General features: G+C 46.9%; 30 protein-coding genes and 1 pseudogene. 5 read left to right on the top strand and 26 right to left on the bottom strand.

Annotated features, from left to right (window positions below; genetic code table 11):
* Positions 1 to 110 precede the first annotated feature (110 nt).
* Positions 111 to 347, top strand: a complete 237-nt coding sequence (locus BpJC4_RS13345; RefSeq protein WP_151698021.1) for a hypothetical protein — start codon at positions 111 to 113, stop codon at positions 345 to 347.
* Positions 348 to 456: 109 nt separating this feature from the next.
* Here BpJC4_RS13345 and BpJC4_RS13340 read toward each other — a convergent pair whose 3' ends face one another.
* From BpJC4_RS13340 to BpJC4_RS13325, 4 genes are all read right to left on the bottom strand, one after another.
* Complete coding sequence (locus BpJC4_RS13340) at positions 457 to 1,959, bottom strand: leucyl aminopeptidase (protein WP_151680209.1); 1,503 nt, start codon at positions 1,957 to 1,959, stop codon at positions 457 to 459.
* Positions 1,960 to 2,032: 73 nt separating this feature from the next.
* Complete coding sequence (spsC, locus tag BpJC4_RS13335) at positions 2,033 to 2,671, bottom strand: stationary phase survival protein SpsC (protein WP_151680210.1); 639 nt, start codon at positions 2,669 to 2,671, stop codon at positions 2,033 to 2,035.
* Between the two features lie 245 nt (positions 2,672 to 2,916).
* Positions 2,917 to 3,234, bottom strand: a complete 318-nt coding sequence (locus BpJC4_RS13330; RefSeq protein ID WP_151680211.1) for a YuiB family protein — start codon at positions 3,232 to 3,234, stop codon at positions 2,917 to 2,919.
* 175 nt (positions 3,235 to 3,409) lie between these two features.
* On the bottom strand, positions 3,410 to 4,630 hold the full coding sequence (locus BpJC4_RS13325) for an NAD(P)/FAD-dependent oxidoreductase (RefSeq protein WP_151680212.1): 1,221 nt from the start codon (positions 4,628 to 4,630) through the stop codon (positions 3,410 to 3,412).
* Between the two features lie 358 nt (positions 4,631 to 4,988).
* Between BpJC4_RS13325 and BpJC4_RS13320 the strand changes: the two genes are divergently transcribed.
* Positions 4,989 to 5,984 carry an NAD(P)/FAD-dependent oxidoreductase gene (locus BpJC4_RS13320; protein ID WP_151680213.1) on the top strand — a complete coding sequence of 332 codons (996 nt, stop codon included), beginning with the start codon at positions 4,989 to 4,991 and terminating at the stop codon, positions 5,982 to 5,984.
* 266 nt (positions 5,985 to 6,250) lie between these two features.
* Here the strand turns inward: BpJC4_RS13320 and BpJC4_RS13315 are convergent, their stop codons facing one another.
* Entirely contained in the window at positions 6,251 to 6,613 is a 363-nt protein-coding gene (locus tag BpJC4_RS13315; protein WP_151680214.1) for a HesB/IscA family protein, read from the bottom strand.
* Positions 6,614 to 6,646: 33 nt separating this feature from the next.
* Positions 6,647 to 6,997 carry a YuzD family protein gene (locus tag BpJC4_RS13310; RefSeq protein ID WP_151680215.1) on the bottom strand — a complete coding sequence of 117 codons (351 nt, stop codon included), beginning with the start codon at positions 6,995 to 6,997 and terminating at the stop codon, positions 6,647 to 6,649.
* 182 nt (positions 6,998 to 7,179) lie between these two features.
* Here BpJC4_RS13310 and BpJC4_RS13305 point away from each other — a divergent pair.
* Positions 7,180 to 7,398 (top strand): annotated as a pseudogene (locus BpJC4_RS13305) (NifU family protein); the annotation flags it as partial.
* Between the two features lie 54 nt (positions 7,399 to 7,452).
* On the opposite strand, the gene yutH reads toward BpJC4_RS13305, so the two are convergent.
* Positions 7,453 to 8,460 carry a spore coat putative kinase YutH gene (gene yutH / locus BpJC4_RS13300; protein WP_151680217.1) on the bottom strand — a complete coding sequence of 336 codons (1,008 nt, stop codon included), beginning with the start codon at positions 8,458 to 8,460 and terminating at the stop codon, positions 7,453 to 7,455.
* Between the two features lie 152 nt (positions 8,461 to 8,612).
* Here yutH and BpJC4_RS13295 point away from each other — a divergent pair, with 152 nt between their 5' ends.
* Positions 8,613 to 9,116 (top strand): phosphatidylglycerophosphatase A family protein, encoded by a 504-nt coding sequence (locus BpJC4_RS13295; protein WP_151680218.1) that lies wholly within the window; start codon positions 8,613 to 8,615, stop codon positions 9,114 to 9,116.
* Positions 9,117 to 9,268: 152 nt separating this feature from the next.
* Here the strand turns inward: BpJC4_RS13295 and BpJC4_RS13290 are convergent, their stop codons facing one another.
* From BpJC4_RS13290 to lipA, 4 genes are all read right to left on the bottom strand, one after another.
* Positions 9,269 to 10,033 carry a TIGR01457 family HAD-type hydrolase gene (locus tag BpJC4_RS13290; protein WP_151680219.1) on the bottom strand — a complete coding sequence of 255 codons (765 nt, stop codon included), beginning with the start codon at positions 10,031 to 10,033 and terminating at the stop codon, positions 9,269 to 9,271.
* 37 nt (positions 10,034 to 10,070) lie between these two features.
* The gene (locus tag BpJC4_RS13285) at positions 10,071 to 10,511 is read right to left on the bottom strand and encodes a DUF86 domain-containing protein (protein ID WP_151680220.1); all 441 of its coding nucleotides are present in this window, start codon (positions 10,509 to 10,511) and stop codon (positions 10,071 to 10,073) included.
* Between the two features lie 213 nt (positions 10,512 to 10,724).
* Positions 10,725 to 11,009: a YutD family protein gene (locus BpJC4_RS13280; RefSeq protein ID WP_371862175.1), complete on the bottom strand. Its 285-nt coding sequence runs from the start codon at positions 11,007 to 11,009 to the stop codon at positions 10,725 to 10,727.
* A gap of 154 nt (positions 11,010 to 11,163) precedes the next feature.
* Complete coding sequence (gene lipA, locus BpJC4_RS13275) at positions 11,164 to 12,081, bottom strand: lipoyl synthase (RefSeq protein ID WP_151680222.1); 918 nt, start codon at positions 12,079 to 12,081, stop codon at positions 11,164 to 11,166.
* 167 nt (positions 12,082 to 12,248) lie between these two features.
* Here lipA and BpJC4_RS13270 point away from each other — a divergent pair, with 167 nt between their 5' ends.
* The gene (locus BpJC4_RS13270) at positions 12,249 to 13,232 is read left to right on the top strand and encodes a M23 family metallopeptidase (RefSeq protein ID WP_151698020.1); all 984 of its coding nucleotides are present in this window, start codon (positions 12,249 to 12,251) and stop codon (positions 13,230 to 13,232) included.
* Positions 13,233 to 13,434: 202 nt separating this feature from the next.
* Here BpJC4_RS13270 and yunB read toward each other — a convergent pair whose 3' ends face one another.
* From yunB to BpJC4_RS13195, 15 genes are all read right to left on the bottom strand, one after another.
* Positions 13,435 to 14,163, bottom strand: coding sequence for a sporulation protein YunB (yunB, locus tag BpJC4_RS13265; RefSeq protein WP_151698019.1), 729 nt, complete (start codon positions 14,161 to 14,163; stop codon positions 13,435 to 13,437).
* Between the two features lie 152 nt (positions 14,164 to 14,315).
* A complete protein-coding gene (locus BpJC4_RS13260; protein ID WP_151680224.1) occupies positions 14,316 to 14,624 on the bottom strand; it encodes a YunC family protein in 309 nt (102 codons plus the stop codon).
* Between the two features lie 55 nt (positions 14,625 to 14,679).
* On the bottom strand, positions 14,680 to 16,056 hold the full coding sequence (locus BpJC4_RS13255) for a bifunctional metallophosphatase/5'-nucleotidase (protein ID WP_151698018.1): 1,377 nt from the start codon (positions 16,054 to 16,056) through the stop codon (positions 14,680 to 14,682).
* Between the two features lie 217 nt (positions 16,057 to 16,273).
* On the bottom strand, positions 16,274 to 17,671 hold the full coding sequence (gene sufB, locus BpJC4_RS13250) for a Fe-S cluster assembly protein SufB (protein WP_151680226.1): 1,398 nt from the start codon (positions 17,669 to 17,671) through the stop codon (positions 16,274 to 16,276).
* A gap of 6 nt (positions 17,672 to 17,677) precedes the next feature.
* Positions 17,678 to 18,124, bottom strand: a complete 447-nt coding sequence (gene sufU, locus BpJC4_RS13245; RefSeq protein WP_151680227.1) for a Fe-S cluster assembly sulfur transfer protein SufU — start codon at positions 18,122 to 18,124, stop codon at positions 17,678 to 17,680.
* Positions 18,114 to 19,343 carry a cysteine desulfurase gene (locus BpJC4_RS13240; protein WP_151698017.1) on the bottom strand — a complete coding sequence of 410 codons (1,230 nt, stop codon included), beginning with the start codon at positions 19,341 to 19,343 and terminating at the stop codon, positions 18,114 to 18,116. The genes sufU and BpJC4_RS13240 overlap by 11 nt, the downstream gene beginning before the upstream one ends.
* Complete coding sequence (sufD, locus tag BpJC4_RS13235) at positions 19,343 to 20,653, bottom strand: Fe-S cluster assembly protein SufD (RefSeq protein WP_151698016.1); 1,311 nt, start codon at positions 20,651 to 20,653, stop codon at positions 19,343 to 19,345. Before sufD ends, BpJC4_RS13240 begins: the two co-directional genes overlap by 1 nt.
* A gap of 19 nt (positions 20,654 to 20,672) precedes the next feature.
* Positions 20,673 to 21,458, bottom strand: a complete 786-nt coding sequence (sufC, locus tag BpJC4_RS13230) for a Fe-S cluster assembly ATPase SufC (protein WP_151680230.1) — start codon at positions 21,456 to 21,458, stop codon at positions 20,673 to 20,675.
* Between the two features lie 323 nt (positions 21,459 to 21,781).
* Positions 21,782 to 22,153 carry an SCP2 sterol-binding domain-containing protein gene (locus tag BpJC4_RS13225; RefSeq protein WP_151680231.1) on the bottom strand — a complete coding sequence of 124 codons (372 nt, stop codon included), beginning with the start codon at positions 22,151 to 22,153 and terminating at the stop codon, positions 21,782 to 21,784.
* A 135-nt stretch (positions 22,154 to 22,288) separates the two neighbouring features.
* Positions 22,289 to 22,603, bottom strand: coding sequence for a thioredoxin family protein (locus BpJC4_RS13220; RefSeq protein WP_151680232.1), 315 nt, complete (start codon positions 22,601 to 22,603; stop codon positions 22,289 to 22,291).
* A gap of 65 nt (positions 22,604 to 22,668) precedes the next feature.
* Positions 22,669 to 23,052 (bottom strand): glycine cleavage system protein GcvH, encoded by a 384-nt coding sequence (gene gcvH, locus BpJC4_RS13215; protein WP_151680233.1) that lies wholly within the window; start codon positions 23,050 to 23,052, stop codon positions 22,669 to 22,671.
* 87 nt (positions 23,053 to 23,139) lie between these two features.
* Entirely contained in the window at positions 23,140 to 23,493 is a 354-nt protein-coding gene (locus BpJC4_RS13210) for an arsenate reductase family protein (RefSeq protein ID WP_151680234.1), read from the bottom strand.
* A 290-nt stretch (positions 23,494 to 23,783) separates the two neighbouring features.
* The gene (locus BpJC4_RS13205; protein WP_151698015.1) at positions 23,784 to 24,644 is read right to left on the bottom strand and encodes a DUF421 domain-containing protein; all 861 of its coding nucleotides are present in this window, start codon (positions 24,642 to 24,644) and stop codon (positions 23,784 to 23,786) included.
* Positions 24,645 to 24,658: 14 nt separating this feature from the next.
* A complete protein-coding gene (locus tag BpJC4_RS13200) occupies positions 24,659 to 24,865 on the bottom strand; it encodes a DUF1657 domain-containing protein (RefSeq protein ID WP_151680236.1) in 207 nt (68 codons plus the stop codon).
* A 102-nt stretch (positions 24,866 to 24,967) separates the two neighbouring features.
* Complete coding sequence (locus BpJC4_RS13195; RefSeq protein WP_151680237.1) at positions 24,968 to 25,174, bottom strand: DUF1657 domain-containing protein; 207 nt, start codon at positions 25,172 to 25,174, stop codon at positions 24,968 to 24,970.
* Between the last annotated feature and the right edge of the window lie 158 nt (positions 25,175 to 25,332).

The raw sequence follows: 25,332 nt of genomic DNA, 5'->3' as shown, positions 1-25,332 counted from the left end.
GGATTCCCGCCATGAATGGCCGCTTACGGCGGGGTGCAAACTAATTTAAAAAACAGCTCGCTGTTAGTATGTTTCCGTTTGAACCAAATTATGAAAGGGATTGAAGATCCGTGAAATTGGCGATTTTAATCGGCATCGTTGCGTTTTTTCTGTATGCATTCATTGCTGGGATTGATTTTTATCTGAGTCGTTCCCTGTTTGTAGCACTTAGCCATCCGTTTGAATTATTCGTCTCTTTTTCTTCAATTGAAAAAATTATGCTCGCCCTATTCATCGTTTTGCTCGTCTTAAAAATTACAGCAGGCCTTTTAATGCAAAAGGGGATTGTGAAGAAAAATTATTATTAAAAAAGCTATGAAAGCGAACCATGTTGATGGTAATATCCGCTTTACGCAGCGGCAATCGCTTAACAGAACATTAAAAAAAGGAAAGCTTAAGCTGCTCTCCTTTTCATCATTAGATTCTTGCCGCCATTCTTTCGGCCAGAACAGCCAAGGTCCTCACCATCACACCGGTTGCGCCGGCAGGACCGAGTTCCGTGTCTTTGCCGGTTGTTGCTGTTCCGGCAATATCAAGATGGACCCACGGCGTATTTTCTGCAAATTCGCCGATAAAAGCGCCCCCCATAATCGCATGGCCTTCCCTGCCCGGCGAATTGTTTAAATCGGCAATTTTACTGCTTCTGACCCTTTCTTTGTCCGCTTCCGTAATCGGCAGGCGCCAAATGAATTCACCCGCTTCACGCGAGGCTTCCAGCACTTGTCCGAAAAACGCGTCATCATTGGCCATGGCGCCGGTTTTATCCAGCCCGAGCGCCGTGACCACACCGCCTGCCAACGTTGCGACATCGACAATATAATCGGCGCCGTGGTGTTTTGCGTACGTCACCGCATCAGCCAAAATCAGCCGCCCTTCCGCATCGGTATTCAACACTTCAATCGTTTTACCGCTCAGGCTTGTAATCACATCATCCGGTTTAAAGGCGCCTCCGCTGACCATATTGTCGGTAGCAGGAATCACGGCAACGACATTTTGCGCAGGCTGCAGTTCCCCGATCACTTCCATTGCGCCCAAAACGGCCGCCGCCCCCGCCATATCAGTTTTCATGCCGACAATGCCGGTTTTCGTTTTCAGCGAGTAGCCGCCCGTATCAAACGTCACGCCTTTTCCGACAAGGCCGAGCACATCTTTCCATTCTGTTTTTCCTTCGTATTTCAGGACAATCATTTTCGCAGGTGCATTGGAACCTTGATTTACGGCCAGCAGCGCCCCCATCCCGAGTTTTTCCATATCCGTTTTCTCAAGGATTTCCAATTCAAAACCATATTTTTCGGCAAGACGCCGGGCGAATGCCGAAAGTTCCTCTGCCGTCAATAAATTCGATGGCATATTGACAAGCGTCCGCGCCGAGTTTACCGCTTTTCCGTACACATAGCCGGCGTGCAGGGCAGCCATCAATTCTTCTTCATTGCAGCCGGAATACACAACTGTTTTTTCAATCTGCACATCCGGAATGTTCGGCTTGCGTTTATAGCCTGGAAATTGGTATACCGCCATTGGCAGGGCTTCGCCGAGCGCAGCAGCCGTACCCACCGGCCCGATTTTCTCTGTTATGAACGTGTCCAAAAAAATCCCGGCCGATGACCACCTCATTTTCCGGACATGTTTAAACACTTTCCCGAACGCTTTTTTCAAGCCTTCTTTTTTCATTTCTTTCGGTTTGCCAAGCCCGATAAATAACAGCCGCTTTACAGGAAGCTTGCCGAGTGTGTGGACGGTGGACAAGCTGCCGAAGTGTGCCGAAACATCACCCGATTTCACCAGTTCCTTCAGTTCCCCTTCAAAAATCTTGTCCAGTCCGGAAAGCCGTCCGCCGAATTTATCCGGGATTTGTTTAAGTCCGATAATCAAGCAGTCTTCGCCACATTCAAAAGGATTTCCGTTATCGATGGTAAACATATTCATCACCTCTGTTCCATTATAACGGCCCGGAATGCGGAAACATAAAAAAAAGCGCAACCGGCGATTTGCGCTACTCTTCCGTTTTCGATTTGATATACTGCTGTCGGAAAACCTGCATCGCTTTGTTTTCGTTCATTTCGGCAAGTTCCTTTTCAGTCAGGGTGCCGTCCCCCATTTTAATGATATACACATTCAGCGTCTGCTTTCCCCACTTCCGGTAGACATCCGAAACAGTCTCAAAGTAGAGGTCGAGCCGGTCCCCTTTAATCGCCGAGCCCGTATCCGCCACAACGCCGAAATCATAGCCCGGAATATAAAGAACCGTGCCGATCGGAAAAACGGACGTGTCCGCTGCAATCGTCGAATATAAATCCCGCTTCACCTTCACCCCCGAATACGTAATGCCGTATCCGGGATGGCCAGGATTTTTTCCGGTGGATTCCGCCCCTGCCGTGTATCCTGTTGCGGTTACTTTCTTTTTCGGGTAAACGCTCCAGTCGTATGCGTCAAGCGAAGGCAGCGGATGTTTGACCGCTTTTTTTGCCAATCCTTTATCCAAAGGTTTTAGGTTTTTCCACACCGGTACTGCCGGCGCTTCTTCGCGGAGCCCTGCCGCTTTAACCCCTGAAATGGATTGGAAGGTGGATAATATCGCCCATATGAACAAGATCGCCATCAATAAGCGGATCATCCATTTTTTTATGTCCAATGGTTTTCACTCCTCCTACAAGTATTGTTTCCAACCCCTTTTCGGAATATGCGGCAGCCCGCACGGAAAAAAGTACTGATATAGGAAATCACCGCGAAATTCGCGGGATTCCTGCGGGAAAAGCAGTCCAGGCGGGTCCCCTTAACACGGAATCGTGAACGAAAGCCTAGATGGCCCCGCGGAATGCGGATGAATTTCAAGGTGATGGAATCATTGGCGCAAAAAAACTGCCCTTAAAGGCAGTTTTAAAACATGCGGTATCCGTTTTTTCTGAGCATTTTAATGGCAATGCCGGCCAAGAGCGCACCGGCCAAGCCGCTTGATAAAATCAGGGCATCGGATAAATGGATCGAAGCAAGATGGCGGCCCAGCTGCCGGAATGCCGGCCCGGGATTTGTAAAATACTCCAAAAACGCCACCCGGTTAATCATCATGAGCGCAATGAACGGATAAATAAAACAGAGGATCCATGTCATGCGCAAAAGCATATTGGCGATAAAACCGATGCCGAAAAACAAAACGAGAAAAAGGACCATAGAAATCATCAACACCGGTATACTCATAAAATCCCCCCGCATTATCGTTACATACAGTTTACGGAATAGAGTGAATTTAGTCAATATTGTTAAGGGACAGGGCAATGCCGCCGTTACCGGCACCGGGAAGCGGGGAACGGTTCTTTCCGCAAACCTCCGGTCTCCGTCTGGCCTCTCGAATACTTTAAAGCTTTTCCTTTTTCTATATAAAATTAAATTTTCCTTTCTTTAACACCAGCCTTGGACCGCCGATCAAAAACAGGGCGCGGTCATCGACCACTTTTTTCATAAATGATGCGGAAGTGCCTTTCAATTTTTTGCCGAATACGATGCCGATTGCATTGTCTTCCCCGAGCGAGCAGACTGTGCCCTTATCGTTGAAGACAAATGCTTCGAGCTCCTGTTCTCCGCGGATCTTTTTCACGAGATTGCGCGCGCACACTTCACCGTGCTGCATTGCAATTTGGGCGGTCGGCGGATACGGCCGGTTTATTGCTTTGTTTATGATCATAGCACAGTCCCCGATCATAAAAATATTTTCGTATCCCGGGACAGTCAAATCCGGATTCACTTTCACCCGGCCGCGCACATTTTCAAAGCCGGACGCATCAATAACCGCATTGCCGCGCACGCCTGCGGACCAGATCACCGTACCGGCATTGATTTCATACGGCTCTTCACCTTTTTTGCCGACCCATACCCCTTCCCGCGTCGCTTTTTTCACCGCCGTGCCGATATGGAACTCGACGCCTTTGCTTTCCAAATAGGATAGGGCATAATCGACAAGCTCACGGTCAAACTGCGGCAGCACGACAGGATTCGATTCGACGGAAACAATCCGCACTTTTTCGCGCGGGATCCCATATTCTTTGCAAAGCTGCGGAATCCGGTTGACGAGCTCGCCGAGAAACTCAATCCCCGTAAAACCCGCACCACCGACGACAATGGCCAGCCGGCTGTCATCCTTCACTTTTTCAGACCGGTACGTCGCAAATTGGCGTTCAATATGCTCCCGAATCCTTTGGGCAGCGCTTACATCTGTAATCGAAAAAGTGTAGTCTTTCAAGCCTTCAATTCCGAATGTTTCCGCGTTTGAGCCGAGCGCCATCACAAGATAATCATACGCCACTTCCCCGTCATTTTTCAGCACAACTTTATTCTCGTCTTTCTTTACCCGGACGACTTCCCCTTGAATGAATTTCACTTTGTTCCCATTCAGCACATTCTTGATCGGATAACGGACCCGGTCATGGTGTAATGTGCCGGCGGATGCTTCATGGAGCCATGTTGTTTCGTAATGGTAATCGTCTTTATTAATGAGAACGATTTCAGCTTCGGCTTTGGAAATTTGTTTTTGCAGCCGCGTCACCGTCATTAAGCCGCCGTATCCGGCACCCAAAATCACAATTTTTGGTTTCCCCATTTTTCTCACTTCCATCTTTATATTTTGAATAGGCAATGCCTATATCACAAGCGATGTAAGCCTTGATGGTTCTATATCTTAACATAATTCTTTGTGATTTCGATCACGTTGTTTTTCGTTCGATTTGTCACAAATTGTACATAGAAATGTCACAAAAAATACACGTTTTTCCCTACTCAATCATATGCTTTTTGCACTGATTTTTCAATCAAAAACTGTACTGAAATAATAATAAAAATATTCAAATATATTTACTTTTCTCCTCATTTTCTTATTGTTTTTTAACGGTTTCCGCCTGTGCGCCTGTACACGAAATGTGCTATGATGGTAAAGAATGAAGAATATTGGAGGGGTTTCGTTGAAGGAAGATCAAACCGTTTACGATATAACGATCATAGGCGGGGGGCCGACCGGCTTATTTACGGCATTTTACGGCGGATTGCGCAAAATGTCCGTGAAAATTATCGAAAGCCTGCCACAGCTTGGCGGGCAGCTGGCCGCGCTTTATCCCGAAAAATATATTTATGATGTTGCCGGCTATCCGAAAGTAAAAGCCATTGATCTGGTGAACAATTTAAAAGAGCAGGCTTCCATGTTTAAGCCAACCGTCTGCCTCGGCCAGTCCGTGGAAAAGCTTGAAAAAGGCGAAGACGGCCTTTTTACGCTGACAACAGACAAAGAGGTCCATCATTCAAAAGCGGTCATTATCACTGCCGGTGTCGGCGCATTCCAACCGCGCCGCCTGGAAGTCGAAAATGCAGCCCAATACGAAGGAAAGAACCTTTATTATTTCATTAACGGCATAGACCAGTTTGCAGGCAAAAAAGTTGCGATTTTAGGCGGCGGCGATTCTGCTGTGGACTGGGCGCTTAGCCTCGAACCGATCGCCGAAAAAGTGACGCTCATCCACCGCCGTGATAAATTCCGCGCCCATGAGCACACGGTAGAACAGTTGAAACAATCGCGCGTGGACATCAAAACACCGTTTGTGGCAAGTGAAGTTATCGGTGACGGGGAAAAGATTTCGCAGCTTGTCATTGAAGAAGTGAAAGGCGATGCGAAAGAAACGCTCGATATCGATGCTCTTATTTGCAATTACGGCTTTGTTTCCTCACTCGGCCCGATTAAAGACTGGGGCCTTGAAATCCAGAAAAATTCGATCGTTGTCAACTCCAAAATGGAAACGAACATCCCAGGCGTTTATGCTGCGGGCGATGTTTGCACGTTTGAAGGAAAAGTGAATTTGATTGTGACCGGGTTCGGGGAAGCGACAACCGCCATCAGCAACGCCAAAACCTATATTGACCCGAAAGCGCGCGTCCAACCGATGCACAGCACATCTCTGTTTGAATAAGCAACGGGGCTGTCCCAAAAGTCGGTAGATTGACCTGGGGGCACCCCCTTTTTTATGTAATGTCATGTTATCTGAGAATGTTGATGATCGCGGAATTCACTCGCTCTCCGCACGCGCCGCGGGCCTCCCCGCTCGATACCTCACTGCGGGGTCTCTTCTTGTCCGCTTATCCCGCATGAGTCTCAGAAATTAGCGGCCCTCAACATTGATCAATAACATAGCCTTACAAAAAAAGAAGCGCATCATGATGATACGCTTTTCCCCCATTAGCATTTTTCAGGCGTGCCTGCCTTTGTTGCCGTTTTAAATGAAGAACCACAACCGCATGTGGCAATGGCATTCGGGTTATCGATCGTAAACCCGCCGCCAAGTAGCGACTGTTTATAATCGATCACCGTGCCGGTTAAAATCGGGGCACTTTCATTGTCGACGAGGATCCGGATGCCGTGCTGTTCGCTGACCGTGTCCCCTTCTTTTATGTCATGGTCGAGCGACAGTCCGTACGACAAGCCGCTGCAGCCCCCGCCGTTCACCGCCACGCGGAAATAAGCGCCCTGTTCATCGTTTTGCTCCATCATATCTTTAATTTGGTAAGCAGCCGCTTCCGTAATGGTTACCACTTCACTCATGATCCGAACCTCCTTTAATTCGATTATAAACATTTATACCGTACGAAACAACGATTGCGCATTTGAGGGAGTATACCCGTATTGTTCCATTTTGGCGTAAATCTTTTTTAATGTGGGATTACCTTCCGCGGCCACTTCGCCTTCAATGACGACAACCGGGTAAAACAAGTCCTCATCGAGCACTTTTTGCGCAAAAGCTTTCTCATCCGGGTCATCGCCAGGGCTGAAAATGTCGATGTACCGCATGTCGAACGGCTGGCCCGGGTATTTGCGCGACAACGCCGCCCCTAGCCATTCAAACGTATCTTTTGATGACGGGGCGCCGACGCAGCTTGCACAAACTTGTTCCGCCCCGTATACTTGAATCGTCACCTTTTTTGCCAATGGTCCCACCCCTTTTCTCTGCCGCACGGTTTTAACGGAGTCTTTATCTTTATTGTACACAACAGCGTTGCAAAAGGAAAACACTATATCCCGTTTTTTAATATTCTTTAATAGATTTTTCCGCAAATCCTGATTATAATGGGAATAAAGAAAGGAGCGATCATATGCCTGCAGATACGATTACAGAACAAGTTCAGGAAGTATTGGATAAACTGCGCCCATTTTTGCTTCGCGACGGCGGGGACTGCGAGCTGATCGACGTGGAAGATGGCATTGTTAAACTCCGCCTTCTGGGGGCTTGCGGCAGCTGCCCGAGTTCCACCATTACACTGAAAGCCGGCATTGAACGCGCATTATTTGAAGAAGTTCCTGGCATCGTGGAAGTCGAGCAAGTATTTTAATGGGCACATCAGGATAAGGGCGGTTTCTATAAGGAGCCGCTCTTTTTATAACTGCTAACTTTTCAGCCACGCAATCCGGGGGATGTTGTACTTTCTTGCCGGGACTTCCGCGAGCTCGTAAAATTCCGCCAAAAAAGCTTCATACTGCCCTGTGCCCCGCAATATTCTTTCCAGCTTTTCCTCATGCATTTTTTGCTCTTTTTCCGAGCGGGACAGGAAATACGCTTCCACACATTCAAAATAATGGAGCGGAAACAGAAGGCGCGCATACACAAGCCGCCATGCAAACGGGGAAAGCGGCGCAAGCGACTCGTACTGCCGCAAGAAAGCCCGGACATCCGGCCGGTATGTGTGCTGTTTTTGGAGATACTGCCATCGAATCCATTCGGCAATATCCCGTGCAGCATGGTCAAACACCCAGTCAAACGGGTGATGGATGATATATTTGCGCCCCCAAACCCCGTCTGAAAAACGTTCATGGCATATGGTGCCCGCATCGTTCTCCGCCGATTGTTCATCCAATTCCGTATCGACAACATACTGGATCGCATTTTCGCAAAGCCCCATGTAATAAGGGAAAGACTCCACAAACATCTGTTCAAACGGATGGTCCGGGTGTTCTTCCACTGTCCGGTACCACGCCTGTTCCATCTGTTCTAGGCGCTGCTCCCAATATTTTTTCCATTCCCCCATCCGGTTGGTTTCTGTGATATTCGCGGGAATCGTCCTACCGCGCAGGTGGAATTTCGCCAGTTTGCGCCCCGTCCGCATATTTCCGAACGCTTTTTTATAACGGTTTTCCAGTAAAACATAATCATATTCTTCATCCGTTACGAGAAATTTCTGTTCTTTTGACGGATAAAAAGCGGAAGCATACCGGTCCCCGTTCGTCACGAGATGGTGGGACATTTCATATAATTCAACAAGAACGTTTTCAGGGATGCCTGTAACGGGAACAAGTGTATAGAGGTTGCCGTTTGCTTCATAGCGCACCAGTTTTCCGTCAAAAAAAGAATGTTCAGCGTCAATCCCGTAATATTTTTTCAGTATAGCTTGAGCCAAAACCGTCCCCCCTTGAAAATGTACCGCGCCTGCTCTTGCCTTTTTCATTATATGTGAAGGAACGTGTATTCTTGCTTGATCTCATAAAATCAATTAGAATGATCATGCTAAAGAAAACAATGAATTGATAATGGAAACATAGAGGTGAGAAAATGGAAAACCAAAAAGAAATGAATGTTTCAGAACAAATTGCGCGCCAATGGCTGAAAGAGCGGGGCGTTAAAGTCGAAGATATCGCGGAACTTGTCCTTTATTTGCAAAAAAAATATTTTCCGGATATGACCCTGGAAGACTGCATCGAAAGCGTCAATGCAGTGCTTTCCAAACGCGAAGTGCAAAATGCGATTTTAACCGGCATCCAGCTTGACATACTGGCCGAAAAAGGGATGCTCGATGAACCGCTGCAAAGCACGATTGCGGTGGACGAGAGCCTTTACGGCATTGATGAAATTATGGCTTTATCGATTGTAAACGTGTACGGTTCAATCGGATTTACGAACTACGGTTATATTGATAAGCAAAAGCCGGGCATTTTGGCGAAACTTAACGACCATTCGGATGGGACGTGCAATACGTTCCTCGATGATATCGTCGGCGCCATCGCCGCTGCAGCCGCCAGCCGCCATGCACACCGGGCGGCGCATGTCCAGCCATGAAAAAAAGCGGTGGGGCACAATCATGCCCCACCGCTTTTTCTGTACATTTTTGATTACCGTGAAGTTCCCCTGGACACCTAGCGGGAAGGGTAAATTTCACGATCATGAACATGATTAGAGCTTTTCCGCTAAAATGATTAAAACCTGCCCTTTCACACTTTCCACTGGTCGAGGGAATCAATCGTGTAAGTCGGCTGGATTTTTTTCGTTTTCAAAATTTCCTTTGTCGTTACCCCAGTGTGGACAAGCAGCGTGTCAATGCCGGTGCGGATGCCCGCCAAAATATCGGTATCATAGTTGTCCCCGACCATAATCGTTTCCTCTTTTTTCGCGCCGAGATAGGCAAGAGCCTGCTCCGTAATAATCGGTTCCGGTTTTCCGATAAATACCGGCTTGGTCTGCGTCGCCACCGTGAGCACCGACGTTAAAGACCCGTTCCCCGGCAAAAGCCCGCGCTCGGTCGGGATCGCAATATCACCGTTTGTGGAAACAAATTTCGCCCCGTTGCGGATGGCGATACAGCCGATTGCCAGCTTTTCATAATTGATGTCTCGGTCGATGCCGAACACAACGTAATCCGGATGGTCTTCTGTCACCTTAAACCCTTTTTCTTTGATTGCGGCCTGGATCCCTTCTTCGCCGATCACATATACCGAAGCGTCCGGCTTTTCATCATAAATGTACTGGGCGGTTGCCATCGAAGTCGTAAATACCTGCTCCGTTTCCGCCGGGACGTCAAAACCGCGCAGCTTTTCCGCAACCTGGGCAGGCGTCCTCGAGGAGTTATTCGTGACAAACAAATACGGGATGCCCTTTTGCTGCAACCGCCGGACAAAATCGCCGGCTTCCTCTATTTTTTCCGTACCGCGGTACATCGTCCCATCCAAGTCAATCAAATACGCTTTATACTCTTTCATGTTGCAATTCCTCTCTCTATTATGTTGCTTTCCAAAATTATTCGCTTTTAAAGGCGTTGACCGGGCCGAGTTCATTCGCCAAATAGGACCGCACATCTTCCGGAAACTGTTCGAGCGCATTGAGGCTTTCTAAAAGCACCAGCCCGAGCTTTTTATAATCAATGCGCGTATATTCACGGACAAGATGCTTCCGCAACGAAATCACTTCTGTCAGCTGCTTCGCCGATTCGGCAGAAATGACGTTTTCATCGTGCAAAATGTCGATAATGTCTTCATAACTGCCCGGATCACGCATAATGAAGCCGTCAATCATCGCATTCCCGGCATCGAGAATCGACTCGATGATGGTTTCGGCGATCCTTTCCAATGCCGCCTTTTCAATATCCGCCTGCCAACCCGGCTGTGCCTTGAACAGTGCCAGCCGTCCTTCCATAAACCGAAGCGTCTCTTCTATTTTATCGCGATCCACAAAATACATATCGTCACCTTCTATCGAATCTATTCAACATTTTATCAAAAGGCTGTGTTCGTGATCAATGTTGATGATCGCGAAATCCGCTTCGCTCATGACACGTCCGCGGTCCTCCCCGCCCGATACCCCAACACGGGGAATCTCAGAAATGGGCGGATCAACAATTAAATAAACAGATCCTCTCAGAAAGAAGCGCCATTTGGAATGATGGCGCCGTTCCTATTTCAAATCGACTTTTTTTGCGACAAAATATGCGCACCCAAAGTTACAGTATTCATAAAGATATTCCGTGAGCGTACTGATTTTTGTATCGAAAGTGGATTTCGGGTTGCGGTCGTCGAAAAACCCGCGCAGCCGCAACTGGCCGTAGCCCCAATCCCCAACGATATAATCGTACTTTTCTAAAATCTCGCTGTATCTGCTCCGGAATGCCTCTTCATTATAGCCGTTCCGGTAATTGGTGATAATTTCGTATGTATGGCGATGGATGGTTACCAATTTCATCCCTCCATTTTTTCCAGCCGCCCATGCGGACTTCTTCCCTTTCAATTATAGCGAAAACTTGTGCAAATTCTAAGCCGGACAGGTAAAAATTTTGAGGAAAGATCCGGAAGAAACAGAAAAGCTGCGCCCTTCCGGATGCGCAGCAAAGATTCCCTTATACTTCCTGTGTCTCTACGTTCCCTAAAATATGCTTCGCTTTTGCGACGGCGTTCACCTGTTCATCCGCATGGTAGGAAGAGCGGACGAGCGGGCCCGATTCGCAGTGGCTGAAGCCTTTTGCAAGCGCAATTTTCTTTAATTCCGCAAATTCATCCGGATGATAGTATTTGACGACTTTCATATGTTTTTTCGTCGGCTGCAAATACTGCCCGATCGTCAGAATGTCCACCTTGTTTGCACGCAGATCGTCCATTGCTTCCGCCAGCTCTTCCTTCGTTTCACCGAGGCCGACCATAATGCTCGATTTCGTCGGGATATCCGGCTGCATCTCTTTCGCGCGGCGCAAAAATTCAAGCGAACGGTCGTATGTTGCGCGGGCGCGGACTCTCCTTGTCAGCCTGCGTACGGTTTCAATATTATGATTTAAAATATCCGGTCTTGCATCCATAAGCGTTCTCAAACTTTCGTAACGCCCCTGAAGATCGGATGGCAGCACTTCAACCGTTGTAAACGGGTTTTTACGGCGGATTGCGCGGACTGTTTCGGCCATTATTGCAGCCCCTCCGTCTTTCAAATCATCGCGGGCCACCATCGTGACGACAACATGCTTCAGGTTCATCTTTTGTACCGATTCAGCAACACGTTCCGGCTCCTGCCAGTCAAGTTCGGAAGGCAGACCGGTTTTTACGGCGCAGAAACGGCATGCTCGCGTGCATACATCGCCCAAAATCATAAAAGTGGCAGTCCGCCTTGTCCCCCAGCATTCATGGATATTCGGACATCTTGCCTCTTCACAGACGGTATGTAAATTTTCCGCGCGCATCAATTTCTTTAATCCCGTATAGCTTTCATTTGTATTTAACTTAATTTTCAGCCATTCGGGTTTGCGCAAAACATCTTCCTGTTTCTTCATTTTCTCATCTCCCACTCGTTCGCCCGGGTTTGTTCTTTTTCACTTTAACATATTTGGCACATTTTTTAAAAGAAAACGCAACCGGTTTTCCAATATTTTATATTTATGAAAATACTCCTCCTTTCCCACACTAAACTTATGAGATAGACAGAAAGAGGGGTTTCACTTTGCGATACATTTTGCTTTTTTGCATCGTGATAGGTCTCGGATTTTCTGCAATTCCCGCCTATGCAAAAGAACGATCCGACGGGGAAATTTATAAAAAGCGGATGGAACTTTACAAAAATATGGAAACGTTCACGCAAATCCCGTGGTATGTTTTGGCTGCCATTGACCAATATGAACGGAGCATCCGTTTTGCCCGTTCCGATTTGCCAAAACCGTCCGGACTTATTTCCATTTATTTTTCCCCTGAAAAATGGGCGGGGATTGCGAACCCGGACCGAAATGACAACCGGCCGCTTACGATTACCTTATTTGGGGGGATCGGTAAAGACGGGGACGGCGACGGCAAAGCTGACCGCAACAATGATTTAGACGTCCTGTACACGATGAGTGATAATTTGCTAAAGTACGGCACGGATGACGATAATATCGAGATTGCGCTCTGGCATTATTACAAACGGGATAAAGCGGTACAGCTGATTACGGAAAAAGCAAAAATTTACAATACGTTCGGCACGATCGAGTTAACAGACCAAGCTTTCCCGCTCCCGCTAGGGTACAATTACAACTACCGGAGCACATGGGGCGACCGCAGGGGCTGGGGCGGCCGCCGGATCCATGAAGGCACGGACATTTTTGCCGATTACGGCGTCCCGGTGCGCGCCACCTGCTACGGGGTTGTCGAGATGAAAGGCTGGAATAAATACGGCGGCTGGCGCATCGGCATCCGTGATTTAAACAATACGTACCATTATTTTGCCCATTTGAGCGGCTATGCAAAAAATATCCATGTCGGCCAGGTCGTGAAACCCGGCATGGTAATTGGCGGCGTCGGCAGCACCGGCTACGGCCCGCCCGGCACATCCGGCAAATTTCCACCGCACTTGCACTACGGCATGTACAAAGACAACGGGCGCAGCGAATGGTCTTTTGACCCGTACCCATATTTGCAGAGATGGGAATATCTCGAGAAGCAGAAAAAATAACGGTGCGGGTACTGCAATCATTTCGCCGGCACATATAGCGCAGGCGCTGCATATTGCACCGGGAAGCTGACGCCCGCACATCTGGCACCGGGCAATCAATACGGTTTGGAATGGGGGAGGGAGCCACTACCCATCACATTTGTGTACCGGGCGAAAAATACTCAATCAACAATGAGGCGCTACAATGCGGCTGCAGCGCCTGTTATTTTGAGCTTTTCGGCAGCTCGATCAACGGCGCCGCGGTACTGCCATTTCCGTTGTAAAACTGCGGTACATCGCCGTTGTAATTTCCCATTGCCAGCGGCACATCACGCGTATACGTAATGACATCAGAAGCAAATGGAATAATGACCTGCATTTTGATTTTTAACTGCACATAAATATAGAAAAAAGCGTTGTTAATCCCGTACTCTTCTTTTTTTACCTTGATATTGGAACTCTCAACATCGCCAACCATTTGAAAAGTGACCGGAATATCAGGACCGATGTTCCCGAGCAAAGCAATATTGGTCACTTTTCCAAGCGGAACAGAAAAAATTTCGGCTTCCGATTTTTTCTTTCCATCGAGCATCTCGTCATTTGAAATTTCTTCAAGAGAAGTAATATTCCCTTTTTCCACTTCTTTAAACTGGCGGATGATCTGGTTTTCAATTTCTGACTGGACAAGCGCCAGTTCCTGCGGATCAATCGTATCCAGCTTGCTGTTTTTGCCGCCTCTTACATGGTCTTCAATCGCCTGATTTGTAACATAAGCGGCAATTTTTTTCGTTTCCGATTCGGCGTACCGCATTAATGTCGGTTTAATGCCTTCGTCAATAATAATGATACTGACGATGGTGGCCACTGTAAAAAACACGCAAGAAAGTAAAAGTACATACCGAGTCGGCAAAGGCCCCCGCCGCCGGAAGTTAGAGGTGCGGAATTTTCCCATCAAAAATCCCCCCTGCAAGCAATTCTATGCTGCTTTTGGGGGATTATGATGGTTTTCCGTCCTGATTGGTATGATGCTGTCCTTTAAGATAACCTTGATAAAGGACATTTCGGCACACAGCCCGCACGCTTTTTTTGTCTATTTCTACCGCATTAAACCATTTTCAACAGGGCGTCTTTCCCGCGCATTCCCGCTGTTACGCCGATTTTTTCCGCTTCATATGTGACCGACTCAAGCGGCGCTTCCAATAATTGTTCAATTGTTTTTACGCCGACCGCCCTGCCGGCAATAATATGGCGATCCTTTAACTTTTCATTCAGCAGGCCGACATCAAGCGCCCCGCACATAATATAGCCTTTTTCGTTTGAAACCGTTAATAAGGTCGTTTTCGGCAGCCGGACAGTTGTCGCGATAAACGTATGCCCTTCGATTTCAACCGGTGATACGGTTACCAATTCCATTCGCCCCTTTCTCAAGTCTTCTTCCATACTTTATGAAAAGGGCCGTGAAAGGTTCCTATGGCCGTACCTTGTAAAGTTCCACCAGTTTCCACTCGAGCACATCCCGCAAAAACTCCGGCATGAAATAATGAATTTTGGCCTCCCGGATATGCGGAAAAAAGTTTCCGAACGTATACATGTCAATCGTGCCCAGCTTATAAATACGGTCCGGGGCAACTGGCTGCCCGTTAATGTATATTTTGCGCAGTGCATGGTTGAACTGAATTCTCCGGTATACAAACTGCCCCATGATTTTCCCGCGGAAGCCGAGCCCTTTCAATTCAAGATGTGGCCATTTCGGATCCAGCGTTGCCAAAAGCACCTCCTGAAGCTGGGCGCCCGTCAGTTCGATCAGGCACGGGTTGATCGGATGCGGGAGGATGCGGTGCAGGTCGAATTTTGTTACCGGTCCTTGTTCTAGGCTGCCAAGCACCAGGCCGGCATTTAAAAAAGCGCAGTCCGCGCCGCACCATTCCATCACCGCTTCGCAAAGCAGTCCCGCGAGGCAGTTATCTCTGAACCAGTCCGATTCCAATGTTTCCGGCAAATACACAAGCTTTTTGTCCAATAATTTTTTTCCCTCAAAATAATAATGTTCAATTTCGCTTGCTTCATCATGCGGTTCCTGAAAGTTGCCGGTCGGCAAAGCGCGCGCCGAGCGGTGAACGATTTTTTTGGCGCCCGGATCGATCTCCAGCTTCACATGGCCGAGATAATAACCGTATTTCCCAGCAGCTGCCAGCAGTGTCTGCCCGTCCGTTTCTCCTTTTTCCAGCACATGGTGCGTATGCCCGCCTAAAATGAGATCGACTTCCGGATATAGCTTTGCAACGATGAGGTCTTCGTGAATCCCTAAATGCGAAAGTACGACAATAATATCCGCCTGTTTTTTTAAAAAATCAATCTGCGTTTCGAGTTCTTTAAGCGGGTTGGAGATTTGCCAGCCAAGCAGCCTGTACAATTTATAAAACGGCGCTGTCACCCCGGTAACACCGATTCTTACGCCGCCTTTTGTAGTGTAAATTTTCCGCGGCACTGTCCACTTTGGCCGTTTAAAATTATCATCGTACAAGTTGGCAAGGATAATATCGAATTGGGCCTCCTGGTACAGCGTGTCCAAGGCGTCGTGCGGCATCGTAATCCCTTCATTGTTGCCGATCGTGGCAGCCAGGTATCCAAGTTCGTTCAAGAGCCGGACGTTCGCTTTTCCCATCGTCCCTTCTGTATATGGATGACACCTGTCCACATGGTCACCGAGGTCAAAAAGCAGCATTTCTTCATTGTTCCGGGCATGCTGCTCCTTTTTCCGTTGTAAAAAATGCCGGATCTTCGGCCAGTTTTCAAAATGACTGTGAATATCATTTGTATGGTATATATGTAAAATTTCGTTCATTGCCGGTCCCCTTATCATGGTGAGGGTAATGTACAGACAGCCGTTTGAAACAGCCGCCCTATATCCTATATGCTTATGGATTTTATTTTATCACGATTTTAAAAACGGTGCGGGCTTTTGGATAACGTATTTGCAAAACCCCTCCTGAAAATTGCCCGTAAAGCAAAGAATGAAAAAACATCCGCTACAGACTTACTGCAGCGGATGTTTTTTACTGTTAACCAATGGAGCCTTCCATCTCGAATTTGATGAGGCGGTTCATTTCAACGGCGTATTCCATCGGCAGTTCTTTTGTAAATGGCTCGATGAAGCCCATGACGATCATTTCCGTCGCTTCCTGTTCGGAAATACCGCGGCTCATCAAATAGAAAAGCTGTTCTTCCGATACTTTCGATACTTTTGCTTCGTGTTCGAGCGAAATATTGTCGTTCAAGATTTCGTTGTACGGAATCGTATCGGATGTTGATTGGTTATCCATAATGAGCGTGTCGCACTCGATGTTGGCGCGGGCGCCGTCCGCTTTCCGGCCGAAATGCACCATACCGCGATACGTCACTTTGCCGCCGTGCTTCGAGATCGATTTTGACACGATCGTAGAGGAAGTATTTGGTGCCAAATGGTACATTTTTGAGCCGGCATCCTGGTGCTGGCCTTTTCCGGCGATTGCGATCGACAGTGTCATGCCGCGCGCGCCTTCCCCTCTCAGCAGCACGGATGGATATTTCATCGTTAATTTCGAGCCGATGTTCCCGTCGATCCATTCCATCGTCGCATTTTCATCACACACCGCACGTTTCGTAACGAGGTTGTAGACGTTGTTCGCCCAGTTTTGGATCGTCGTATAGCGGCAGTATGCATTTTTCTTGACGATGATTTCAACAACGGCGCTGTGGAGCGAGTTCGTCGTATAAACCGGTGCCGTGCACCCTTCGACATAGTGGACGGACGCGCCTTCATCGACGATAATCAATGTCCGTTCAAACTGCCCCATGTTTTCCGAGTTAATCCGGAAATAAGCCTGCAGCGGCGTGTCGACTTTTACGCCAGGCGGAACATAGATGAAGGAACCGCCCGACCATACAGCCGAGTTCAAAGCCGCAAATTTATTGTCTGTCGGAGGAACGACTGTTGCCCAATATTTGCGGAAAATATCTTCATTTTCCTTTAACGCGGAATCCGTGTCTTTGAAAACAATGCCGAGTTTTTCCAAATCCTGTTTCATATTATGGTATACGACTTCCGATTCGTATTGCGCAGAAACGCCTGCCAAATATTTTTGTTCCGCTTCCGGAATACCGAGTTTATCAAACGTATTTTTGATTTCCTGCGGCACTTCATCCCAGGAACGGCCGGCATGTTCGGTCGGCTTTACATAATACGTAATGTCATCAAAGTCCAGCCCGGAGAGGTCCCCGCCCCATTGCGGCATCGGTTTGTTGTAAAAATGCTCCAGGGATTTCAGGCGGAAATCAAGCATCCATTGCGGTTCCTCTTTCATTTTTGAAATTTCTTCCACAATTTCTTTCGTTAATCCGCGATTCGCACGAAAAATGGAAACGTCTTTATCCCGAAAGCCGTACTTATAATCTCCGATTTCCGGCATTTTTTTAGCCATCAGCCATCATTCCTCCATTCCTTTTTCTTCTTTGACCCCTTTTTCCATCGCCTTCCATGCCAACGTCGCACATTTGATCCGGGCAGGGAATTTCGAAACGCCGTGCAAAGCTTCAATATCACCGAGGTCAATATCATCTTCGTATTCTTTTCCCTGCACCATTTCCGAGAAAATATGGGAAAGCTTCACCGCTTCCTCCACCGTTTTTCCCTTTATCGACTGCGTCATCATGGAAGCGGACGCCATCGAAATTGAACAGCCCTCGCCGGTAAATTTCGCGTCTTTGATGATGTCGTCTTCCACTTTCATCGTCAAATGGATCCGGTCGCCGCAAGTCGGGTTATTCATATCGATCGTCAGGCTTCCATCTTCCAAACTGCCCCTGTTTCGCGGATTTTTATAGTGGTCCATAATCACGCTGCGGTACAGCGCATCAAGGTTATTAGAAGACATTTGTGAAATACTCCTTTGCTTTGACGATACCGGCAACCAGTTTGTCAATATCTTCTTTTGTATTGTATAAATAAAAGCTTGCACGCGCAGTGGCGGAAACATTGAGCCATTTCATCAAAGGCTGTGCGCAGTGGTGACCGGCGCGGATCGCGATTCCTTCCGCATCGAGCACGGTCGCCACGTCATGCGGGTGCACATCTTTCAAATTGAACGTGACGAGCCCTGCCCGCTGATCGGCTTTTTTCGGGCCGTAAACCGTAATGCCTTCCACTTTGGAAAGCTGATCCAGAGCATAGGCGCTCAAATTGTGTTCATACGCCTGGATTGCATCGAGCCCGATTTCCTCGAGAAAATCGATGGCTTCCCCGAGCCCGATCGCTCCGGCAATGATCGGCGTGCCCCCTTCAAATTTCCACGGGAGTTCTTTCCATGTGGAATCATAGAGGCCGACAAAATCGATCATTTCCCCGCCGTACTCGAGCGGTTCCATATTTTCAAGCAGCGCTTTTTTCCCGTACAGGACGCCCACACCGGTCGGGCCGCACATTTTATGGCTGGAGAAGGCTAAAAAGTCGCATTCCAGATCCTTCACATCGATTTTCAGATGCGGCGCGCCTTGGGCGGCATCGACAACCATATAAGCACCGTGGCTGTGTGCGATTTTCGCAATTTCCCTGACCGGGTTAATCGTTCCGAGCACGTTGGAAATGAGCGCCACGGCAACCATTTTGGTTTGGTCCGTAATCGTTTTTTGTACATCTTCAAGCCGTAATGTGCCATCTTCTTGCATCGGCATATATTTTAAAACGGCGCCTTTTCTTTTCGCAAGCTGCTGCCACGGAATCAGGTTGCTGTGGTGTTCCATATACGTAATGACGATTTCATCGCCTTCCTGCACATGGTCGTTCCCGAAACTGTGCGCAACCAAGTTTAACCCGGCTGTCGTCCCTTTCGTGAACACCACTTCTTCCGTCGACTCAGCGCCGATAAATTTGCGGACTTTTTCGCGCGCGCCTTCATAGCGGTCGGTCGCTTTTGTCCCGAGTGTATGGACGCCGCGGTGGACATTCGAATTGTATTCACGGTAATACTGATTGACGGCTTCAATGACACGGAGCGGCTTTTGTGAAGTCGCAGCACTGTCTAAATAAACAAGCGGATGGTCGTTTACTTCCTGGTCCAATATTGGAAACTGCCGGCGAACTTCTTTGATATCCATTATCGCACTTTCCTTTCAATGACTTCCGTCAATTGTTTTTTTACACTTTCAATCGGCAGCTGCGTGACAACCGGAGCGAGGAAGCCGTGGATGATCAGCCTTTCCGCTTCGCTTCTTGTAATGCCCCGGCTCATCAAATAGTAGAGCTGCACAGGGTCAACGCGCCCGACAGATGCGGCGTGACCGGCCATGACATCATCTTCGTCAATGAGGAGCATCGGGTTGGCGTCACCGCGCGCTTTTTCGCTCAGCATCAACACACGCGATTCCTGTTCCGCATCCGATTTGGACGCGCCATGCTCAATTTTGCCGATGCCGTTAAAGATCATCGTTGAGGCGTCTTTTACAACGCCGTGTTTTAAAATAAAGCTTTCTGTATTTTTTCCGAAGTGGGCTATCCTTGTTGTAAAGTTTTGGATTTGTTTTCCGCAGCTCACGACAACTGTTTTGGAATGGGAAACGGATCCGTCGCCCATCAGGTTGGTTGTATTGTCGGAAATCGTATTACCGTCGTTCATCATGCCAAGCGCCCATTCAATCTGTGCATCGCGTCCGGCGTAGCCCCGGCGGTTAACATAAGTGGTGACGCCTTCCGCAAGCGCGTCAACCGCACCATACTCGATTTTTGCGTTCGCTTCGGCAATGACTTCCGTAACAATATTGACGATGCCTTTTGCATTGTCGTTTGTCGAAATATAGTTTTCAACGTAAGTAACCGTACTGTTTTCATCCGCCACCACCAGCACATGGTTGAAAAGCGGCGCCGTTTCATGGTCGTGCACATAAATGGCCTGAACCGGTTCTTCCAGCACTACATTTTTCGGCAAGTATAAAAATGTCCCGCCGTTCACCAAAGCTGCATGGAGGGCGGTCAAACGGTGTTCATCCACTTTTACTGCATCTGTCATGAAGTACTTTTTCACGAGGTCAGGATGTTCTTTTACGGCTGTAAAAATATCTGTCAGGATGACCCCTTTTGCTTTTGCGCCTTCCGATAGGGAAAGGTAGGCCCGCGTCTGGTTATGCTGGATATAGAGATTCTTTTTCGCATTTTCGAGATCCACGAGCGCTTTTACTTTCTCAGGCAGTTCATTTAAAGAACTGTACGCCGGGCTTGCCACACTGAAATCCGTAAACTGTGTAAAATTCCATTTATTCAGCTTCGTCTTATCCACTTCCGGCATCGGAGCGGTTTCGGCCCGGCCAAGTGCATAGAGGCGGAGCTCCTTAAACCATTCCGGTTCGCCGTTTCGGTCGGAATAAGAGCGAACATCCTGTTGAGTCATCGATAATTTTGTTTCTACCATCATGTCTGCTGCTCCTCCCTGCTTAAGCTTCCTGGCCGACAGTTTCGTCTTCGATCCCAAGCTCCTGCTTAATCCATTCGTAACCTTCCGCTTCAAGTCGGGTTGCCAGTTCAGGGCCGCCGGATTTCACGATGCGCCCTTGCATCATAATATGGACAACATCAGGTGTAATGTAGTTGAGCAAACGCTGATAGTGGGTAATGATGATGCAGCCGAAATCATCGCTGCGCATTGAATTAATTCCTTTAGCAACAATTTTCAGCGCGTCAATATCAAGGCCGGAGTCGATTTCATCCAGAATTGCGATTTTCGGTTGAATCATCAGCAGCTGCAAAATTTCGTTCCGTTTTTTCTCGCCGCCAGAGAATCCCTCATTTAAATAGCGCTGCGCCATGTTCGTATCCATTTCAAGAAATTCCATCTTCTTATCCAGTTCACTGATAAATTTCATGAGTGGAATTTCGTTACCTTCCCCGCGGCGGGTGTTGATTGCCGAGCGCAGAAATTCCGCATTGGTGACGCCACTGATTTCGCTCGGATATTGCATCGCTAAAAACAGGCCTGCCCTTGCGCGTTCATCTACTTCCATTTCTAGCACATTTTTCCCGTCGAGCGTGATGCTGCCTTGTGTTACAATGTATTTCGGATGTCCCATAATGGCGGACGACAACGTTGATTTCCCGGTCCCGTTCGGCCCCATAATGGCATGGAACTCACCGCTGTTTACTTCCAAATTGACCCCTTTTAAAATTTCCTTTCCTTCTACTTCGACGTGAAGATCTTTGATTACAAGTTTTGATCCTGCCATTAAAAATTCCTCCGTTGATTGTATATTTCGTACAGTTCATTCTCAGTTCATTCTCAATTTATTCTCATTATTATTTTATAGCAAATGAAAACTATGCGCAACTAGTAAAAACCTGTGGATAAACGGGCAATACCGAAGTTTTTCCGTTCCCGCTTATTCTTTAATAATAGCACAAACTCGACTTGACATAAAATTCTTGATTCAGATTTATTGAATTTCCTTATATTTTCATCGCTGCCCTGTCCATGCCGCGAAAAATGGTTAAAAAAAAGCCGGGATTTTCCCAATTCCCGGTTCATTTTGTGATTCTCATTTTCATCCTGTTATTTGATAATCATAAGCGGCTGCCGTTTTCCCAAATCAGGATGGGGGCTGCCTGCGAGCCAAAAAAGGGACTCAAGCAACAAAAAATGCCGGTACGCACCCTTAAATTGGAGTTCGTCCATTTTCAGAAAGGTGCTGAGACGGTCCTTTCGGGATAACAGCAGTGGAAAGTTTTTATCCGGCATCACCAGTTCAAAATCCGCTTTACATGCGCCGGCTTGCAGCTGCTCCGCCCGCTCCTTGCAAAAAGAGACAAAGCAAACATCCTTTTCCGAGCGGAAAGACACCACAAACGGCGCAGCCGGCAAAAGCATCCGCAAATGTTTTTTTCGTACAAGATTACATAGAAAAGCCTCGATGATCTGTTCCATCTAGACACGCTCCATCCGTCCGTTTTACTTTACTATTTCCGTACGGACCGTGCCTTTCCTGCCATAACCGTTCAACAAATCGCCCGCTTTTCCCCCTGTTTTTGACGGTAAATGAGGCGATACCGTCGAACATTGTCAAATTAAGTGGGAAGATAGTTTTTCAAACAAATGTGGAACGGAATGGAAAGCATACACTTTTTCTTTCAAATTTCCTTTTTCAAATAGGAGCAGGCATGGCACACTTTCGATTTGGTATATTTCCGCCATTTTCGGCACATAGTTCAAATTGGCTTTCGCATAGGTAAACTGTTTGGCAGCCTGCTCCACAATGTCCAACATTTTCCCCGCCAACTGGCATGTCCCACATAACGGGGTGTAAAAATAAAGGGCCAATTTTTCTTCCTGCATAATCCGTTCGCTTAAATGTTTTTCTTTTGTCCAGTCATCCATAAGCACATCCATTCCTTTATCATTACGAAGGCACCGCATCCGGGATGCAGTGCCTTTTTCATCTGTTACGCTTCTTGAATCATTTTCTCATATTGTTCGGCCGTTAACAATTCATCCGCTTCGCTCGGGTCGGACGGTTCAACAACGATCATCCAGGCTTTTTCATACGGGGATTCATTGACAAATTCAGGGTTGTCGTTCAAATCCGCATTGACTGCAACGACTTTTCCACTGACCGGGGCATATAATTCCGAAACGGTTTTAACGGATTCCACGCTCCCAAAAGGTTCATTGGCTGTCACTTCATCGCCTTCTTCCGGCAATTCGACAAACACAATATCCCCAAGTTCAGATTGCGCAAAATCGGTAATGCCGATCCGGAAATTCCCATCCTCTTCTTTGACCCACTCATGATCTTCCGAATACCGCAAATCCTCTGGTACCGCCATCACATATCCCTCCGTTGTATGTATCTGTTCAAAAATTCAACCTTTCAAGTCTAAAATTACATAAAAATACAGCTTAAATCAATCATTTTATAAGTTTTTTTCATAATCTTCTTCATTAAAGCCGAACAGCGCAAATGCATCGCCGGCCAAAATCGGACGTTTGATGAGCATGCCGTCAGATGCAAGCATTTCGAGGAGTTCATCTTCGGATAAAGCCGGGATTTTATCTTTCAAACCGAGTTCACGGTATTTTTGCCCGCTCGTGTTAAACAGCTTCTTGATCTCAAGCCCGCTCTTTTCATAATAGTCTTTGAGTTGCGCTTTGGAAGGCGGGTTTTCCACAATGTGCACGGCTTCATAAGCAATTTCGTGTTCGTCCAGCCATTTTTTCGCTTTCCGGCATGTGCCGCATTTCGGGTACCAGTAAAAAGTCAGTGCCATCTTGTTCACTCCTTGGCAAAATATCGTTACCTGTATGTTATGCGATTTTGCCCGGATATGCAAAGAAAGAAGCAGAGCTGCAGGCTGCTTCCCGGGCTTTTTGAATAGACGTGACATTCACTTCGTTTTCCGTTTGCGGACCGCTTTTTTCGCAGAAGTCTCGTGAATTTCGCGTATATCAAAACGGGGATTTAGAACGGACACTCTTTTAACAAGGGGTTTTGGGGATAAGATTTGCCACGCGAGCACATTCATGAGCAACCTTTTTCATGCGGAGTTCTTTTGAGTTTTTAGCTTTTCAAATAAGGTTCAAGCATATCGATCGCTTCCTGTAGCTTCTTGGCATTTTTTAAATACATTTTTTTCGCTTCATCTGAATCCGTCTGTAATGCGAAAGATTCCAGATCAGACTGGCTTTTTTTTATCATTGACATTAATAATGGTTTTTGTTGAGACGTTGGTAATTTCAATTGATCATCATAAACATCCACGGTTAATTGCCCGTAAGAATCGACTTGGGCCATAAATACATTGTCAAGGGCTACACCAAGCTTATCCAGTTCTGTTTTTAACCATTGCCGGGTTTTGTTTGCTTCCGCAAGAGGATCATCTAAAATTTTCCCATCCATGATAACCGTCTGGGGAACTTTTTCGTTTGCTACTTTGAGATTCAAATCTTTTGGGGTTAACGGCCGGTTCTCTTTTTTCAAAAATACGCTTAGATCCCCATTTGGTTCTAATACTGCGAACTCTACGTCTGCTGCGTTAAATACATTCTTTTTCCTTAATAATGAATTAAAATCATCAATGGTATAGTGTTCTTTTCTCAAACTATCTTCCATAATTTTTCCATCTTTAATAAAGACGACTGATTTTCCTTCCGCAAAGTCCCTGAATTTTTTGCTTTTTAAAGAAAGAACGTCAACACCATAGGTTATGCCGCAAAAAAGCACGAGTACAATTAATCCGTGGATAATATTTCCATCTACACCTGTGATTACTTCAGCAGCGACGCTTCCGATTGTAATACCTGAAATATATTCAAAAAAAGAAAGCTGGGAAATTTGTTTAGATCCCAATATTTTTGTCATTAAGAATAAAACGGCGATAAACAAAATGGATCGTAATACAATCTCAAACCACTCAGGCACATTGATCACCCCGATTAATTTGGTTTATATTGTGGTTCTTCGCGTTCCATTTGATGAATGCGGATTTGCAAGTCTTGTTTTATTTCTCCGACTAACAGCATCGCCTGATGAAAAGCTTGTTGGGCTTTTTCATCCATAGCATTTAAAGCCAGGGTTGAGAGTTGGGTCTCAATCCCCTTAACAGTCGCTAAGCTTTGCTTTACATTGGAGTATACAGTCAATTATCCTCCCCATCCTTCCCTTGTCTTTAATTTGATCTAAAAGTAAGTTTTTATTTGAAAAAGGTTGGCAAAAAAGCCAACCCGCAACTTCAAAGGACGACATTATTGTTGCTTATACTGGGGTTCTTCAGTTTGAATGGCCTGAAGACGCGGTTCTAAGCTATCAATAATTGCTTGCGTTTGTTGTGCTGCATTTTGGTAAAGTTGTTTCGCCTGTTGATTTTCAGTCTGCAAAGCAAATTGTTCAAAACTTGCCTGTGCACTTTTTAACCCTACTAAAGCTTGAGTAACTTGAGTTGCGACTGTCATTTTTGTATCCCTCTTTCGTCAAAATGATCGCTTGCGTAATGTATTATTTCTTCATTCGTTAGCAATATATGTGGTAAAATTTGGCGTAACACAGCGATCTTTTCTCTACATCGAAACATCAGGAATCTCAATTTTAGAAGATAGAAATTATTTTAATA

This window comes from Weizmannia acidilactici (assembly GCF_008974185.1).
Taxonomy (GTDB): domain Bacteria; phylum Bacillota; class Bacilli; order Bacillales; family Bacillaceae_C; genus Weizmannia; species Weizmannia acidilactici.
This window is presented reverse-complemented; position numbering and strand designations above follow the sequence as displayed.